Origin of the sequence: Nguyenibacter vanlangensis (genome assembly GCF_038719015.1) — a bacterium.
Classification (GTDB): domain Bacteria; phylum Pseudomonadota; class Alphaproteobacteria; order Acetobacterales; family Acetobacteraceae; genus Gluconacetobacter; species Gluconacetobacter vanlangensis.
In genome coordinates, this window is record NZ_CP152276.1 from 2,350,735 (window position 1) to 2,366,254 (window position 15,520).

A 15,520-nucleotide genomic window follows, 5' to 3' on the forward strand; every position below is an offset into this window, starting at 1 on the left:
TTGCATGCCGCATCGGGATCGACCTTCACGAAAACTTAAGCACAAACGCCCCTCCGATAAAGCGCGGATTTCATCCAGCCGCCCTGCATCCGGAACATGGCGCGCACCGGCATCGCAGCCTCCGAAAAGCAAAACCCGCGGCTGCATGCGCAGCCGCGGGTTCCGCCAGGCGGTCAGGCGAAAATCCGGATCAGAAATTCGCGTTGATGCGCCCGTAATAGAAGCCGCCGGTGAACGGAATGCCCGAGGAGTTCTGGTCGTACTGGTTGGCACCCAGATAATTGACGACCAGCGGCAGGCGACGCGGACGGATGTTGAAGATGTTGTTCGCGCCGATGGCGACGTGCCAGTGACGGTCCACGCGATAGCCCACTTCCAGGTCCGTCAGCCACGCCGGCGTATTGGTAAATTGCAGCCACTGAGTGTTCGAGTAAGCCAGACTCCCGGCCTGATCCTCGAAGGTCTGCAGCAGCTTGGTTTCACCATAGCGGGTCTGGCGTACGTTCACGTCCCACTGGCCGACCGTCCAATGGGCTTGCAGGATGATCTTGCTGCGCGGCGCGCCGTTCGTCAGGTAGGACACGGTCTGCGGATTCAGCGCCGCCATGCCGTTGCCCAGCGTGTTGATGTGGCTGACCGTCGTGCGGTTCAGGTTGATCCCCATGCTCAGATCGACATTGCCGTACTCGCCCAGGCGCAGCAGGTAGTCGGACATGATGTCCAGTCCCTGGGTCCGGGTACTGCCGACATTGGCGAAGTAATTCGCCGAGATGTTGGAATAATCCACCGCGCCGGTCTTCGCATCATGCCACGCGTCATAAGAGAGGGTCGCCCCAGTCCCGAGGATCGCGTTATATGCCGCTAGGCCCGTCGTGGTCGCGCCGCCGGAAATGCGGTCGCGGATGTTGATCTGATAGACGTCGGCGGAAATATGCCAACCATCGATCGGTTCCAGCACGATTCCGGCCTCGGCGCTGGTCGAGCGTTCCGGCTTTAAAGGCAGCGCGCCGAGCGAGACGCCCGCGGCACTCGTGGTGGACAGCGTGCCCGACGCGCCGGTCGGCGACACGTTCAGCGAGCTGAAATGTTCTTCCGGCAGGGTCGGCGCACGGAAACCGTTGCTGATCGTGCCGCGGATGGCGATGCGGCGGGTAAAGTCATAGCGGGTCGAGACCTTGCCGTTCTCGGTATCGCCGAAATCGGTGTAGTGCTCGAACCGTCCCGCGAAATCCAGGTCCCAGTGCGGCAGCGGATGGAAATCGCCATCCAGATAGCCGGCCCAGATGTCACGGCCCCACTTGCCCGCGTTCTGCGGCATCAGGCCGGCATAGCCCTGCGTGCCGCCGAGTTCGTACGAGGTCGGATTGCCCGGCCAGATCTGGTACTGCTCCAGACGGTGCTCGGCGCCGAAGGCCACCGTCACCGGCACGACATTGGCGATCTTCAGCCGGCGGCGGAAATCGGCATTGTTCGTCCACTGCGCCAGGGAATATTGCTCGGCCATCGCCTTGGTCGGCGACCAGCCATAGAGCGGCGAGGCGATCATGCCCGGGTTGGCGGTGTTTTTGTTGCCGACGTCGTCGTCGTCCTGACCGTAAGTCGTGCTCAGATCCCAGTCGAAGCCCAGGAAATTGTCGCCCTTCAGGCCCAGGGTCGCGGCGAAGTCGTTTTCGTCGATCGTCTCCAGCGGCGAGAAGCCGTTCGGCCACAGAGTGGGCGCCTTCGTCGGAAGGCGATAGTTTTCGTAGGCCTCGCTGTGACGGTGGGCATAGGTGATCTGCCCGTATCCTTGCACGCCCTCGGTCAGCGTCTTGCCGAAATCGATCAGCAGATTCTCGCGCGTTTCCTCCGGCGTGCTCATGATCATGTTGGAATTGCCGGGGAAGTTCACGCCCTGATAATCCACATTGCCCGGCACCGAGCGCAGGTCATGCGCGCCCGGAGGCACCATGTGGTCGGCATGCATGACCTGGCCGGCTATATGGACATAGCCGTCGTCGCCGAAGCCGAACCCGCCATCGAGATTGGTCTGGTACTGCCAGCCATCGCCGTTATAGGCGTTCGCGCCCGTCTGGCCGCTCAGATTCAGCCCGTGCGCCGTCTTCTTGGTGATGATGTTGACCACGCCCGCGATGGCGTCCGACCCGTACATGGCCGCCGCGCCGTCACGCAGGATTTCGATATGGTCGATCGCGTTCGCCGGCAGCATGTTCAGGTCGACCGGCGTCGATCCCTGCTGCGGGCCCTGGTCGGCATAGATGTTCGCCGTGGTATGGCGGCGCTTGCCGTCCACCAGCACCAGCACTTCGTTCGGGTTCAAGCCGCGCATGCGGATCGACGAGGTCAGCGCCCCGGCGTCGGCGCCCATCGCTTCCTGGGTGATCGACGGGTCCATGCGCGTCAGCGCGTCGGCCAGGTTGACCTGCCCGGTGCGGGTCAGGGTGGCGGCGGAAATCACGGTGATCGGCGCCGTCGAATCGCGCGCATGGCGGTTGAAGGCATGGGTGCCGGTCACGATCACGGCTTCGCCCGAATCAGGCGGCGCATGATAGACGGGCGCCGCAACCGGGGCGACGACGGCGGCAGGAGCAGGACGATTGACGAAATGCGCCCGGGTCGCGGGGCTGACCTGCTGCGCGGACGGCCTGACCTTCTTCTTGGCCTTGCTGACGTGACGATGGGCCGACGCCGCACTCGGGGCGGTGGTGCCGGACGTGGCGCTGCCGGATGGGGCGCTACCGGACGTGGCGCTCTGGGCTAACGCCCCTGAAATATCGCACTGAATTGCCAGGATGGTGGCCGCAATAAGGCTTCGCCTTAGGGTCATTGATGTAACGTGCTCCTGCATACATCATTATTTGAATGGTCCCCAATGGAAACGAAACCGCCCGGGACTTCAATGCCAAAACGCGACCGCACATATCGAATTCGGAATATATGACATTTTTATCACAATCCTCGCGCCGACATCCCGTAACATGTTCATTTAAATAAAATTTTTTCCGAAATTGCTGTTGCAACTCTGACTATTTAAACGGCACGCTTTTTGGAATTTCAGCCTATGAAAGCGGCAATCGGCACGTGTCCATTCCGATCGCCGACCGCAATGGTCCGGGTGGTCGGACATGCTGTTCCAGTTATTCGGCGGGTGCGTGGCAATCCTTTTATGGATGGATCAAATATATTCCTGATTACGCACTATTTTCAGCCAGGGATTTATGATACAAAACGAGAACATTTGTTGTTTTCGAGAGGCTTGATCGATGGCTCGCAACAAGGTCCAGTTTCAGAAAGGGCTAAGCGAAGCCCAATTTGACGAACTTTACGGAAGCGAAGAGAAGTGCCGAGCGGTGATCTTTGGCTGGCGTTGGCCATCTGGTTTTGAATGCCCGGCCTGCGGCGGGCGTGAGCACAGCGTCATTCAGAGCCGTGGGCAGTATCAATGCAGCGCCTGTCGGAAGCAGACGTCGCTGATCGCCGGAACGATCTTCGCGGCAACCAAGGTGCCGTTACGGACCTGGTTTCGTGCCCTGTACCATCTGACCCAGAGCAAAGGCGGCATCTCCAGCATCGAACTGGGGCGCAGGCTCGGCGTGACGCAGACCACGGCCTGGAAGATCAAGCATAAACTCGCGCAGGTAATGATGGAACGCGAGGCCGGCAAGCGACTGAAGGGACGGATCGAACTGGACGACGCCTATCTCGGCGGAGAACGCGGCGGCGGCAAGCGCGGGCGAGGATCAGCGGGCAAGACGCCGATCGTGGCCGCTGTTGAAACCACACCGCAAGGCAAGCCAATCCGCCTGAAACTCCGCCGGGTGGCCGGGTTCAGTAGGGCCGAGATCGCAAAGATGGCAAAAAACAGCTTCGACCCCGCCAGCAGCGTGGTCAGTGACGGTCTACGCTGTTTCGCCGCCGTCACCGAAGCAGGGTGCGTCCATCATCCCATCCTGACCGGTTCGGGACCAAAGGCAGGCCGCAACCCTGCTTTCAAATGGGTCAATACCGCTCTCGCCAACATCAAGAATGCCATGACCGGTACTTACCGTGCTATCCGTGACAAGCATGCGCCGCGCTATCTCGCCGAGTTCGTTTATCGCTTCAATCGCCGCTTCGACCTCGCCTCCATGATCCCTCGCCTCGGATACGCCGCCGTCAGAACCCCGCCCATGCCCTATCGCCTGCTCAAATTGGCTGAAATTAGTGCGTAATCAGGAATATATTTCATTTACACCATGCAATCAGTACCGGACTGTTCCGATTTCCGCGCGCCATGACCGCCCCGCGCCCATCCGCACGCGCCGCTTCCCGGCGCGGCACAGGGCGGATTGCGGCGCGATCCGCCCCCGGCTTTACTCGCCCCGAGACCGGAGACACCGATGACGCTGCCGTCGCCTGCCCGCCCCGCGCCCCGCCGGCGCGCGCTGCTGATTCTCGGCATAGCCGGCGGGCTGGCGGCGCTGGCCCTCATCCTGGCCGGCGGCTATGCCGCGTGGGTACTGCGGTCCAGCCGTCCGGTCCTGGCCGGCAGCCTGACGCTGCCCGGCCTGTCGGCGCCGGTCACCATCACCCGCGACGCCGACGGCGTGCCGACCCTGGTCGCGCGGACCCGCCCCGACCTGGCACGGGCGCTGGGCTTCCTGCATGGGCAGGAACGGTTCTTCCAGATGGATCTGCTGCGCCGCGTGGGGGCGGGCACGCTGTCGGAACTGGTCGGCCCCGCCGCCCTGGAGCTGGACCGCGCGCACCGGCTGCATCAGTTCCGGGCCCGCGCCGCCGCCGTACTGGCACGGCAGGATGACGCCGACCGGGCCCTGCTGGCGGCCTATGCCGACGGGGTGAATGCCGGCCGCGCGGCGCTGGGACATGACCCGTTCGAATACACGCTGCTGCGCGTCCGCCCCGTGCCCTGGACCGCCCGCGACTCGCTGCTGGTCGTCTATGCGATGTATTTCGACCTGCAGAGCGCGGACGGCGCCGGCCAGCGCCTGCGCGCCGCGCTGCGCCGCCGATGGGGCCCGGCCATGGCCGCATTCCTCGACCCGGACCGCACACCGCTGGACGCGCCGGCCGACGGATCGCCCGCCTCGGCACCCGCCATGCCCGACAGCCTGCCCGACGCCGAGGCGCATGCCGGCGCCCCGGCCGCCGGCGCCCTTCCCACACCCACACCCGCCCCCACCCCCGAACGCGGATCGAACAATTTCGCGGTCGCGGGCCGCCTGACCGGCACGGGCGCCGCCATGGTGGCCGACGACATGCATCTGGGCCTGTCGGTCCCCAATATCTGGTACCGCGCGCGCCAGATCGTGCGCGCGCCCATCGTGCCCACCCCTGGCCAGGCGGATCGGGGCGTCCCGGCGCTCGACCTGTCCGGCGTCACCCTGCCCGGCGAGCCGTACCAGATCGTCGGCAGCAATGGCCGCATCGCCTGGGCCTTCACCGACGGCTATATCGAAAGCGGCGACCTGATCACGCTGGACGTCCCGCCCGGCGAGCCGGCGCGCGATCCGGCGCATTACCTGACGCCGGACGGCCCGCGCGCCTTCGGCATGGTGCATGACACGCTCTGCGCCGCCCATGCCGGCTGCCGGCCGCTCGACATCCGCACCACGATCTGGGGCCCCGTGACCGGCCGCGCCCCGGACGGCGCGCCCCAGGTCTGGCGCTGGAGCGCCGAGGACGACAATGCCGTCGCCTATCGCGGCATGCGCGCGCTGGAATCCGCCGTCGGCGTCGACGCGGCGCTGGACGCCGCGCACCGGACCGGCCTGCCGCAGGAAAACATGCTGGTGGGCGATCGCGACGGCCATATCGGCTGGACCATCATCGGCCCGGTGCCCCGCCGCGTCGGGCTGGACGACCAGGTGCCGCATTCCTGGGCCGACGGCAGCCATCGCTGGGACGGATACCTGTCCGCCGCCGAAATCCCGGTCCTGCGCGACCCGCCGGGCGGGCGGCTCTGGACCGCGAACGGGCGGGTGGTCGGCGGCGCGGCGCTGGCTGTGCTGGGCGATGGCGGCTATGCCGACGGGCTGCGCGCCGGGCGCATCCGCGATGATCTGTACGCGCGCGACCATTTCACCGAATCCGACCTGCTGTCCATCCAGACCGACGACCACGCGGTGGTGCTGCGCCCCTGGCAGGCCCTGCTGGCCCGCGCCATCGCCGCCCGCCCCGCGCGGGCCGACCTGGCGGCCATGGCGCCCTATGTCGCGCGCTGGGGCGAACGGGCCCGGCCGGATTCGGTGGGCTACCATCTGGTCCACGCCTTCCGCGCCCATGCGCTGTCGATCGTCTTCGGCGCCTATGCCCGCCCGCTGCCGGCCGGCGCCGCCCCGCCCCGCATGCCGGCCCGCGCCGCCTGGGCGGTCGGGCGGCTGCTGACCGACCGGCCCGCCGGCCTCCTGCCGCCCCCCTGGCGGACCTGGGACAGCGTGACCGATGCGATCCTGGACGCCCTGGCCGCCGATGTCGCCCGGGCGGGCGGGCTGCGCCATTTCCAGTGGGGCACGGTCAACCATGTCGGCATCCACCATCCGCTCGCCCGCGCCGTCCCGCTGCTGGGCCGCCTGACCGACCCGCCGGACCTGCCCGAAGCCGGCGACACGATGCTGCCCCGCGTCGCCGTCCCCGGCTTCGGCGCCTCGGAACGGCTGGTCGTCAGCCCGGGGCACGAGGACACGGCCCTGCTGGACATGCCGATGGGCCAGGCCGCCAACCCGCTGGCGCCCTATTACGGCGCCGGCCAGGCCGCCTGGGTCGCCGGCGCGCCGCGCCCCCTGCTGCCCGGCCCCGCCCGCTGGACCCTGACCCTGGCGCCGTGACGGGCCGCCCTCTTGTTCAGGGCCGAACGAATCGCCTAACAACGAATCGCCTAACAAGACCGTTCACGAACCCGTCGGTCCCGACGCCGCCCCATCCAGTAACGCCGAGCCCCCAGCCGCATGAGTCACGACGCCCCTTCGCCCGCCCCTGCGCCCGCCGGTACCGCCTGCCTGAACTGCGAAACGATCCTGGTGGGCGAATGGTGCCATCATTGCGGGCAGGAGGGCGGTCCCCCGCATCGCACGGTGTGGGAATTATGCGGCGAATTCTTCGAGATGCTGACTCACGCCGACAGCCGCTTCAGCCGCACCATCCACACCCTGGCGCTGGCGCCCGCGCGGCTGACCCAGGATTATATCGACGGCAGGCGCGTCTCGATGGTGCCGCCGATCCGCATGTTCTTCGTCGTGCTGCTGGCGATGTTCACCATCCACGCCCTGCTCGCCACCGGGCATCACGGCGTGCATATCACGGCGACGGACCGCGCTGAACTCGCGCGCGAGATCGGCAACTGGTCATGGGCCGGCCATGAGCGGATCACCGCATGGGTCCGCATGCACATGCTCAACGCCGTCGACAACCCGACCGAAGTGCTCAACGTCATGCGCGAATGGTCGGAACGCTTCATCCTGGTCATGCTGCCGATCTCGGCGCTCATCCTGTGGGGCCTGTATTACTGGCCCACGCGCCGCGCGCTGTACGACCATGTGATCTTCTCGGTCCATTCGCTCAGCTTCGCCTTCGCCGTCTTCACCGTCTCGTCGATCGCCGTCCGCATCGTGGGCCATGCCGGCAACCTGTTGCTGCTGGTTCCGCCCGTGCATCTCTATCGCCATCTGCGCGGCTTCTACGGGGTCGGCGTCCCGGGCACCATCACGCGCATGACGATCCTGTTCGTGGCCTCGCTCGTCTTCAGCCTGATCCTGCTCTCCGCCCTCGGCCTGCTGGGGTTGGAACTCGGGGCCGGCGGCGAGTCATGACCGCACCCGCCGCGCCGCGCGGCGGCCGCTCCGCCCGGCTCGGTGCCTTGTCCCATCCGCATTTCCGCCGCTTCTTCCTCGGGTACGGCCTGTCCCTGCTGGGCAGCGCGATGGTGCCGGTCGCGCTCTCCTTCGCCATCCTGCGGCGCGGCGGCACCGCCCGCGACGTCAGCGCGGTACTGGCCGCGGAAATCGTGCCGCTGGTCCTGCTGCTGCTGGTGGGCGGGGTGGCGGCCGACCGGTTGCCGCGCCGCCGCGTCCTGATGGCCGCCGACCTGCTGCGCTTCGCCAGCCAGGGCATCATGGCCGTCCTGCTGTTCCTGCCCGCCCTGCACCTGCTGCCGCTGATGGTGCTGGCCGCCCTGCTGGGCGCCGGCACCGCCTTCTACCACCCCGGCCGCAGCGGCCTGCTGCCCGAACTGGTCGACGCGGCGGATCTGCAGGGCGCCAACGCCCTGATGTCGCTGGGCGATTCCGGCGCCAACCTGCTGGGGCCCATCCTTGCCGGCCTGCTGGTGCAGACAGCCGGCGCCGCCTGGGCGATCGCCATCGATTCCGCCAGCTACGCCATCGGCGCGGCCCTGCTGCTGGGCCTGCCCGACGGCGCCGTTCCGGCATCCGCGCCCGCCGGAGGCACCATGCTGCGCGACCTGCGCGAGGGCTGGCGCGAATTCACCGCCCATCTCTGGCTGTGGACCGTGATCGTGCAGGTCTCGCTCTTCTTCCTGCTGGCCTTCGGACCGCTGCAGATCTTCGGGCCGCTGCTCTTCGCCCATGCGCCCGACGGACCGGCGCGCTGGGGCGGGCTGCTGTCGGCGCAGGGCGCGGGCGCGATCGCGGGCGGGTTGCTGACCCTGCACTGGACGCCCCGCCACCCGATCCGGGCCACCCAGTACCTCTTCCTGCTGCTCGCCCTGCCCATGCTGGCACTGGGCCTGTGCCCGTCCTACGCGGGACAATTGGCCGGATTCCTGCTCGGCGGACTGGGCCTGGCGGCCTTCAGCGTGCTGTGGCACACGACGATGCAGCGGATCATCCCGCCGGAGCGGCTGGCCCGCGTGACGGCCTATGACGCGTTCGGCTGCCTCTGCCTGCTGCCCGCCGGCTATCTCTGCGCCGCCCCGATGGCCGGCTGGATCGGCCAGGCCCCGGCGCTGATCGCCGGCGCGGCCTATATCGCGCTGTCGACCGGCGCCATCCTGCTGCTGCGCCCCGTCCGCATGCTGACCCTGCCCAGACCGCCGGCGGACTGACCCGGGCACTGGTTCACAAAAAAGCGAAACGAAGAATGTGACGGCCGGCGCGAAAAACCGCGACGGTCTCACTGCTTTCCATCCGACGTGAATACAAAATATTTACCACGATAAATGTAATCATACACGCGGGTCAGCCAGGAGTGAATAAAATGTCCATTCCCTTGGAAGAAACAAACGTCCTGTACCGTGTCCCGGCCTCCTCCGCCGCCCCGGACGTCGCCGTGAACGCGACCGAACCCCCGCTGTTCCCGCCTCTTTCGGACGCAAGCATCGACGCGCTTTTTGCCGACATCAACCGCAACGGTTTCGGCGTGATCCGCGACTGCGTCCCGCCCGCGCAGCTCGCCGCGATGCAGGATTTCGTCCAACGCCAGGTCGCGGACAATGGCGGACAATATCTGTCCCTCGCCGGGCCGGATTCCGTCTCGGGCACTTATCTGCAGGCGCTCTCGGCGTCAGCCGAATTCCGGCGCGTCTGCCGCGCGCTCTGCGGCAAGGCGACGGGCACGATCGTCCCGGATACCGGCTTCTACCAGGTGCTGCGCTGCCTTTCGGGCACGAAGGGCGCGCGCCATTCCTATTTCTTCCATTTCGATTCCTTCGTCCTGACCGCCCTGGTGCCGATCCTGATCCCCGCCGAGGGGCCACCGGGCGACCTGCTGATGTTCCCCAACGTCCGCCCCGTGCGGTCCAGCTATGTCGGAAACCTGCTCGACAAGCTGCTGCTCGATAACAAGCTGACCCAGATCCTGCTCAAGCGGGGCGTCCTCGCCAACATCCTGCACCCGGTGAAGGTGCGCATGGACCCGGGACATATCTATCTCTTCTGGGGCTATCGCTCGGTCCACGCCAACGAACCCTGCGAACCCGACAAGATCCGTTCCACCGCCCTGTTCCATTACCTGAACCCGCACGCGGGCAGTTCCCTGCGGCGCGCGCTGCGCTGATGCTCCGAATCTGAAATCCAGCGGCTTTCAGATTCGGAACATTGGATGGAACACGATCTCATCATCCTGCCTTCTCATCCTGCCTTCGAAATTCATGCATGGATTTCGAAGGCAGGACACCGGCCGTTCCGCCGCCCTCATGCCGCCTGCATCTCCTGCAGCAGCGCCGCGACATCCTCGCCCCTCGGCGTCCGGCCATCCACCGCCAGCCAGTTCTGCCGGCTGATCAGGCCATAGGCCTCGTCGGCGATCGCATCCCACAGATCGACCGCCATCCGCCGCACCCCGCCCCAGGTGAAGACGTGCCACCAGCCGGGCTCATACCCGACGATCGCAATGCAGTGTCCCCCCAGGATCGTCTGGTCCCCGCCGTCGTCGCGCCTCCAGTCGCCGTCCGCCCGCATCAGGTAGGCCGGCACCTGGATGCCCGCATAGACGCCGCCCAGATAGGCCACCGCCCGCCGGAGTCCGTCATGGTCATGCAGGTCGATCGTGCCGAACGCCGTCAGATAGTCGCGGGTCTGGCCCGGCCGCGCATAGCCGGCACGCCGCCACCGTTCCAGCGCGTCCAGCAGCACGGTCCCGTCATCATTCGCCCCCGTCGCCGGGTCGAAGCCGGTGCAGGCCGCGTAATTCTCCAGGCACATCGTCGTCGTCAGCAGGACCTCGGCCTGCGCGTTCTTCGTCCATGTGCCGATCAGCGCCGCCATCGCGGCAAAGGCGCAGTCGCCATATCGATCATTGCCCCACATCGCATAGGTCACGTGGCGCGACCATGCGACCGAATCGGGCACGGCGGGCAACCAGGCCGCCAGCGACGGCGACAGGCGGCTGGTGCGCGGATCGCGACGCGGCGGACATTTCCCAAATTTTCGCGTCAGAATCGTCATTGTCATGAAACCCATCGCCATCGGACCAGTTTGTGCCCCGAGGGCCGAATTATGCCCCGGTTCCCGGAACGGTTTGCATTTCAGCAAGGTTTTTTTAAACACGGACGGCGGCGGCGCTCCCGGACTCATCCTCCGGCGGTGCCGCCGTCATTCCCGTCAGGGTCCCCGATACAGCGCCGCCCGTATCGCCGCCGCCGGCACGCTCCCCCGCATCGGCACCGCCTGCGTCAGCCCCGCCGCCTGTTCCAGAACCGGTATGATCTGCTCCGCCGTCTGGATATAGGGCGCGACCGCGGGCGCGCAGGACGCGACGACCGGCGCCGCGATCACAAGCATGGTCCGGAACGCCGACACCAGCGCCGATGCCCAGCCCCTGCCCGTCTCGAGGGCGATCGTCCCCGCCGACGCTGTCCCCGCCGATGCTGCATTGATCTCGGCCGTGACCGCGCGGATCTGCGCCAGGGCCTGCTGCACCGACGCCGCCTGATCCGCGGTCAGATGCGCGGCCAGGCCCGGCACGGCTTCGATCGCCTCGGCCGCGAACGCGACCGCCCCCGCATCCGCCGCCAGTTCGGCGGCGTCGATCGCAACCATGCCGCCCGGCATGCCGCAACCCGACAGGGCCAGTCCCCCCGCCAGCAGCATCCCCGCCACGGCCAGGCCCAGCACGGGCGGCGTATCGCGCCGCGTCTCGCCATCCCGGCCTTCCGGCGGAGCGGCCGGACAAGCTCGCGCCTCTTTGCCACACGCCGGATCGCACGACACCGCCGCGCGACCCGGCTGCGCCAGGTTCGCAACATTGCGGAAATTCTGCGCCGCCAGGTTCAGAACGGCATAAAACCGGCCATAGGGCGATTGCGCGCTCCCGGGCAGCGGCAGCCACGGCATGACCGCCGCGCACACCCCGCACAGGGCCGCGACATCGACCAGATACCCCACCGGCACCAGAGACAGCACTGTGTGAAAGATCGTCGCCTGATCCATGATATTCCCCATCCGTTAAAATTCATGACCCGCGGGAACGCCGATCGTCACGCCGCGATCGCGGTGGCGAAGGCCGCGACATGGACGCTGTCCACAACTCCGGCACCCAGGGCGGTGTTATAGACACGCTTCCAATACGCGCAGAGATTTTCGGCACTCTTCGCGTCCGGCAACGGACCCGGATCGAAACGGTATTTCACCCGCGCCATCGCGCAGGCATAGCGCAGATTGCCGATAAGCTGGCGCATGCGCGGAATGTCCGAACAGGTCATGCGCCGCAGCCGGGTTTCCAGCTCGGCATGCGCCGCGTCGTCCGTCAGCATGCGCCACAGCGCATCATGCGTCGCGGGCTCCATCTGCCACAATCCCAATGCCGGGCCGCCCCCTTCCTGCACCAGGCGCGCCGCGCGCGATTCCACCAGCGCCGTGCCGGTCAACAGATTGACCGCCGCCGGCCCGCCCAGGCCCAGCCGGTCCAGGGTCGGCGCCACGACCCGCCATTTCAGGTCCGCCGCATCCAGTCCGCCCATCACCACCCCCGCATCAACCGGTCCAGCCAGTCCGAAAAGGGCTGATAGCCCAGCAGGGCCGACACCACGCCCCCGACGGCAAGACCGATATTTCGAATCAACTTCACGCCGCCTGCGATTTCCGCATTCATGCGGATCAGCGTTCGCTGCGATTCCGCCAGCGGCGCCGTGGTTTCGGCGATCGTCGCGCGCATCTCGCGGCGCAGTTCGACGATCGCCTGGCGCGTCTGCTCCACGTCACGATCGGCGCGACGGTCCTGATGCGCGCCGCGCGCGCGCCCCTCGGCCGAAATCTCGGCCAGCTTCATCATCATGTCCTGCTGCCCGTGCTCCAGGCGCCCGATCCGCGCGTCATGCCGGCGCAGCGTCTCGGCTGTCCCGGCCGGGTCCGGGACCGGATTTCCCCCATCCATCGCCTCTCCTTGCTTTTTTGCGGCCATCCCGTCTGGCGCCTATCCGCCGACGCCGGTATAGATGATCTTGTTCAGCATCATGGCTGGCGGCATATTCTGACTGTTGCCCGATCCAGCCGTAGAAATCGAAATCCCGGTGGTGCCCGGCCCGATCGTCACCCCCGTGCCGGACGGCGTCGTCTGGCCGGTCGCCGTCTCCTCGACATCGCCGCCGCCGGCAAAGATCGCCGATATTTCCCCACCCGATCCCTGCGGTACGACGAAGCCCGATCCATGATTGGGCTTGTGGTCATGGCCCGGATCGGTGATCGCATGGCTATGGCCCGGGTCGGCGACCGCGTGGCTGTGCGCCGCCGCCATCTGACTGCCGCCCGCCGCCCCCAGTTGCACGCCATTGACGCCCGACCCGGCCATCGTGACCTGATTGGCGGCGCTGCCTCCCATATTATCGACGCCGAAGCTCGCCCGGCCGCGCAGATCCGGCAGAGCGAAGCTGGTCACCCCGTCACCAGCTCCGAAAATCGTGCCGATCGCGGCGAACAGGGCCGCATAGGTCGCGCGGCTGATCGTCTGGCCGTAACAGAGTAGCCATCCGGGCGGCGCCGCCGCCCCGGCGAAGTCGCACACGGCCCCGACCGGCACCGCCCCGGCCACGCCGGCCGAGGCCCCGACCGGGTCCATGGTCCAGACCTGGTTGCCGTTCGCATCCGCCAGGACCACCGCATAATCCGGGGCGCCCAGCAGGAAGATATTGCCGAACTGCCCGCTCGAATCGGCGATGACCGGATTCGGATTGGGAATGGTCAGGCCCGCATCGGCATAGGTCGCCTGCGGCGTCGTGGTCCCGGTCTGATAGAACGACAATTGCGCGCCCGCGCGGGGCAACCCCGTCGCATCGACACTGAAAACATTGGGCCACACAAAGCGGGCGGCTGAACCGGGCATGCACCAGACTCCCCACACACCCCATACGGCCGGGGCGCGGATTCATGCGGGCGGTGCCTGTGCCCTGATGACCGATCCTAACCGATCGCGATATCCTCAGGCAATTCCACATCTCATCCGAAGACGTCGTACCCTCCGCCATTGTCCGCCCCCAGCCCCAGCACATTTCCCAGCACGCCCGGACCAGTGGAGCCGCCACCCAGCAGGGCCAGCGCATTGCCCAGCCCCGACATCAGCGCCGCGTTCGACGTCGTGGCGCCGCGCGCCTGGGCCGCCCCCATGCCGCCCAGCGCGTTCAGCATCGTGGTCGCGGCCGCATTGCCCTGGCTGCCGATCTGCCCCGCGGCGGCGCTGCCCATCCCCGCCAGACCCGACAAGGCGTTCATGTAGTTGCCGAACTGCTGGCCGGCATAATTCTGCGCATAGCGTTGCAGCGCATTCATCTGCCCGCCCGACAAGGCCAGGCCCCGCGCCGCCGCCGACTGGTCCAGCGCCTGCTCGCCCTGCTGCAGGGGAAACTGGTAGTACGGCGTCTGGCTGAAGGCCTGGTACGCCGCCGCCGCGCCGTCTCCCTCGCCGTCTCCCTGGCCGCCCGGCCCGCCCGGCAATCCCAGCAGGCCGGCGAGGCTATACAGCGCATTCGTCCCCGCCCCGACATAAGGCGACAGGTTCTGTTCCGTCTGGTTATAGACGTTCTGCTGGAATTGCTGCGCCTGGTTATAGGCGTTCGCCTGCGCCCGCGCCGCGCCCGACGCCGCATCCGCCCCCGTGATCCCGCCCGCGATCGAGCCCAGGGCCGACAGCCCCCCACCGATTGCCGTCACCATGATCCGATCCACTTCCCGAATTGACGTTCCATTTCCACCCAGCCCAGCCGCCGGAAGATCGGGCCGACATCCAGCGATCGCCCGGTCGGGCCGACATGGATCTTCGTGCCCGCGATCATTCGCCGCACGCCGCGCGCCGCCAGCGTCCGTTCCGCCTCGCGAAACAGGCGAATCCCGGCCGTCCAGCGCCGATAGGCCGGACGCACGTAATACAGATCGAAAAAGGCGTGGCTGGTGCCCCGGTGATGCAGATGCGGCCAGACCAGCGCCACCAGATAGCCCGCCAGCACCCGCCCCTCGCGCATCGTCAGCACGTGCAGCGCGCCGGCCTGTTCCAGCCGGGCATAGGTCTCCAGGTCCGGGTCCAGCGGCACGCGCTCCTGCTCCAGCGCGACCTCGCGGAAATGCGCCTCCCACAGGCTCCGCATCTCCGGCAGGACCGCGCTCCACGCCTCGACGCCATACCGGGTCACGACAGCACCACCTGCAGCCCGCCGGCCGTGATCGTCAGCGCGTTCGCCGCACCGGCCAGCACGGCGATCGCATCGCCCGGGCCCAGCACTTTCCCGATTTCGTTCGGGCTGTTCCAGGTCTGCCCGGGCAGAACGGTCTGGTTGAAGGTCGTGGCATTGGCCGGGCCCGCGCCGGCGCCCGACGGCACCAGATAGATGCTGGCCTGCACCACGACGACGCCGGTATTGCAGATGCTCAGGCTGTCGATACGCGAATACACGCCCGCCGGGGACGTATAGATCGGCGTCGTCGATGCCGGAACATATTGGGCGGGAATCAGGGCAATCGGCTGAACGGACATGGCACCGCAATCCTGCGTCGCATCCCCGAAGGGGATATCGGATGGAGGGCGGTGCCTATGCCCTGATTTCGAATAATCTAGTCCATAAATGGCGATAGTTCAATAA

14 protein-coding genes are annotated in these 15,520 nt (G+C 67.1%); 5 read left to right on the forward strand and 9 right to left on the reverse strand.

What is annotated here, in order from left to right; genetic code table 11:
- Positions 1 to 190: 190 nt before the first annotated feature.
- A complete protein-coding gene (locus AAC691_RS10920) occupies positions 191 to 2,827 on the reverse strand; it encodes a TonB-dependent receptor (protein ID WP_342630078.1) in 2,637 nt (878 codons plus the stop codon).
- A gap of 436 nt (positions 2,828 to 3,263) precedes the next feature.
- On the opposite strand from AAC691_RS10920, the gene AAC691_RS10925 reads away from it, so the two are divergent.
- The 5 genes from AAC691_RS10925 to AAC691_RS10945 all read left to right on the forward strand — a co-directional run bounded on the left by AAC691_RS10925 (position 3,264) and on the right by AAC691_RS10945 (position 10,011).
- The gene (locus AAC691_RS10925) at positions 3,264 to 4,211 is read left to right on the forward strand and encodes an IS1595 family transposase (RefSeq protein ID WP_342627419.1); all 948 of its coding nucleotides are present in this window, start codon (positions 3,264 to 3,266) and stop codon (positions 4,209 to 4,211) included.
- 168 nt (positions 4,212 to 4,379) lie between these two features.
- Positions 4,380 to 6,827 (forward strand): penicillin acylase family protein, encoded by a 2,448-nt coding sequence (locus AAC691_RS10930; protein WP_342630079.1) that lies wholly within the window; start codon positions 4,380 to 4,382, stop codon positions 6,825 to 6,827.
- Between the two features lie 120 nt (positions 6,828 to 6,947).
- Positions 6,948 to 7,808, forward strand: coding sequence for a DUF3667 domain-containing protein (locus tag AAC691_RS10935; protein WP_342630080.1), 861 nt, complete (start codon positions 6,948 to 6,950; stop codon positions 7,806 to 7,808).
- Complete coding sequence (locus AAC691_RS10940) at positions 7,805 to 9,061, forward strand: MFS transporter (protein WP_342630081.1); 1,257 nt, start codon at positions 7,805 to 7,807, stop codon at positions 9,059 to 9,061. Before AAC691_RS10935 ends, AAC691_RS10940 begins: the two co-directional genes overlap by 4 nt.
- 152 nt (positions 9,062 to 9,213) lie before the next feature.
- Positions 9,214 to 10,011: a hypothetical protein gene (locus tag AAC691_RS10945; RefSeq protein WP_342630082.1), complete on the forward strand. Its 798-nt coding sequence runs from the start codon at positions 9,214 to 9,216 to the stop codon at positions 10,009 to 10,011.
- 137 nt (positions 10,012 to 10,148) lie between these two features.
- On the opposite strand, the gene AAC691_RS10950 is transcribed toward AAC691_RS10945, so the two are convergent.
- From AAC691_RS10950 to AAC691_RS10985, 8 genes are all read right to left on the reverse strand, one after another.
- Positions 10,149 to 10,907: a hypothetical protein gene (locus AAC691_RS10950; RefSeq protein WP_342630083.1), complete on the reverse strand. Its 759-nt coding sequence runs from the start codon at positions 10,905 to 10,907 to the stop codon at positions 10,149 to 10,151.
- Between the two features lie 150 nt (positions 10,908 to 11,057).
- Positions 11,058 to 11,885 carry a hypothetical protein gene (locus AAC691_RS10955; RefSeq protein ID WP_342630084.1) on the reverse strand — a complete coding sequence of 276 codons (828 nt, stop codon included), beginning with the start codon at positions 11,883 to 11,885 and terminating at the stop codon, positions 11,058 to 11,060.
- 47 nt (positions 11,886 to 11,932) lie between these two features.
- Positions 11,933 to 12,415 carry a hypothetical protein gene (locus AAC691_RS10960; protein WP_323992684.1) on the reverse strand — a complete coding sequence of 161 codons (483 nt, stop codon included), beginning with the start codon at positions 12,413 to 12,415 and terminating at the stop codon, positions 11,933 to 11,935.
- Positions 12,415 to 12,828, reverse strand: a complete 414-nt coding sequence (locus tag AAC691_RS10965) for a hypothetical protein (RefSeq protein ID WP_342630085.1) — start codon at positions 12,826 to 12,828, stop codon at positions 12,415 to 12,417. The genes AAC691_RS10960 and AAC691_RS10965 overlap by 1 nt, the downstream gene beginning before the upstream one ends.
- A gap of 39 nt (positions 12,829 to 12,867) precedes the next feature.
- The gene (locus AAC691_RS10970; protein WP_342630086.1) at positions 12,868 to 13,773 is read right to left on the reverse strand and encodes a phage tail protein; all 906 of its coding nucleotides are present in this window, start codon (positions 13,771 to 13,773) and stop codon (positions 12,868 to 12,870) included.
- Positions 13,774 to 13,886: 113 nt separating this feature from the next.
- Entirely contained in the window at positions 13,887 to 14,600 is a 714-nt protein-coding gene (locus AAC691_RS10975; RefSeq protein WP_176640327.1) for a hypothetical protein, read from the reverse strand.
- Positions 14,594 to 15,073: a GNAT family N-acetyltransferase gene (locus tag AAC691_RS10980; protein ID WP_323992693.1), complete on the reverse strand. Its 480-nt coding sequence runs from the start codon at positions 15,071 to 15,073 to the stop codon at positions 14,594 to 14,596. Before AAC691_RS10980 ends, AAC691_RS10975 begins: the two co-directional genes overlap by 7 nt.
- Positions 15,070 to 15,414, reverse strand: a complete 345-nt coding sequence (locus tag AAC691_RS10985; protein WP_342630087.1) for a hypothetical protein — start codon at positions 15,412 to 15,414, stop codon at positions 15,070 to 15,072. The genes AAC691_RS10980 and AAC691_RS10985 overlap by 4 nt, the downstream gene beginning before the upstream one ends.
- Positions 15,415 to 15,520: the final 106 nt, after the last annotated feature.

Bases quoted from the DNA above. Each gene is read 5' to 3' on its own strand.
- AAC691_RS10945 (WP_342630082.1), top strand. From the start codon at position 9,214: ATGTCCATTCCCTTGGAAGAAACAAACGTCCTGTACCGTGTCCCGGCC.
- AAC691_RS10955 (WP_342630084.1), bottom strand. From the start codon at position 11,885: ATGGATCAGGCGACGATCTTTCACACAGTGCTGTCTCTGGTGCCGGTG.
- AAC691_RS10960 (WP_323992684.1), bottom strand. From the start codon at position 12,415: ATGGGCGGACTGGATGCGGCGGACCTGAAATGGCGGGTCGTGGCGCCG.
- AAC691_RS10970 (WP_342630086.1), bottom strand. From the start codon at position 13,773: ATGCCCGGTTCAGCCGCCCGCTTTGTGTGGCCCAATGTTTTCAGTGTC.
- AAC691_RS10920 (WP_342630078.1), bottom strand. From the start codon at position 2,827: ATGACCCTAAGGCGAAGCCTTATTGCGGCCACCATCCTGGCAATTCAG.
- AAC691_RS10985 (WP_342630087.1), bottom strand. From the start codon at position 15,414: ATGTCCGTTCAGCCGATTGCCCTGATTCCCGCCCAATATGTTCCGGCA.
- AAC691_RS10935 (WP_342630080.1), top strand. From the start codon at position 6,948: ATGAGTCACGACGCCCCTTCGCCCGCCCCTGCGCCCGCCGGTACCGCC.
- AAC691_RS10940 (WP_342630081.1), top strand. From the start codon at position 7,805: ATGACCGCACCCGCCGCGCCGCGCGGCGGCCGCTCCGCCCGGCTCGGT.
- AAC691_RS10975 (WP_176640327.1), bottom strand. From the start codon at position 14,600: ATGGTGACGGCAATCGGTGGGGGGCTGTCGGCCCTGGGCTCGATCGCG.
- AAC691_RS10965 (WP_342630085.1), bottom strand. From the start codon at position 12,828: ATGGATGGGGGAAATCCGGTCCCGGACCCGGCCGGGACAGCCGAGACG.
- AAC691_RS10950 (WP_342630083.1), bottom strand. From the start codon at position 10,907: ATGACAATGACGATTCTGACGCGAAAATTTGGGAAATGTCCGCCGCGT.
- AAC691_RS10930 (WP_342630079.1), top strand. From the start codon at position 4,380: ATGACGCTGCCGTCGCCTGCCCGCCCCGCGCCCCGCCGGCGCGCGCTG.
- AAC691_RS10925 (WP_342627419.1), top strand. From the start codon at position 3,264: ATGGCTCGCAACAAGGTCCAGTTTCAGAAAGGGCTAAGCGAAGCCCAA.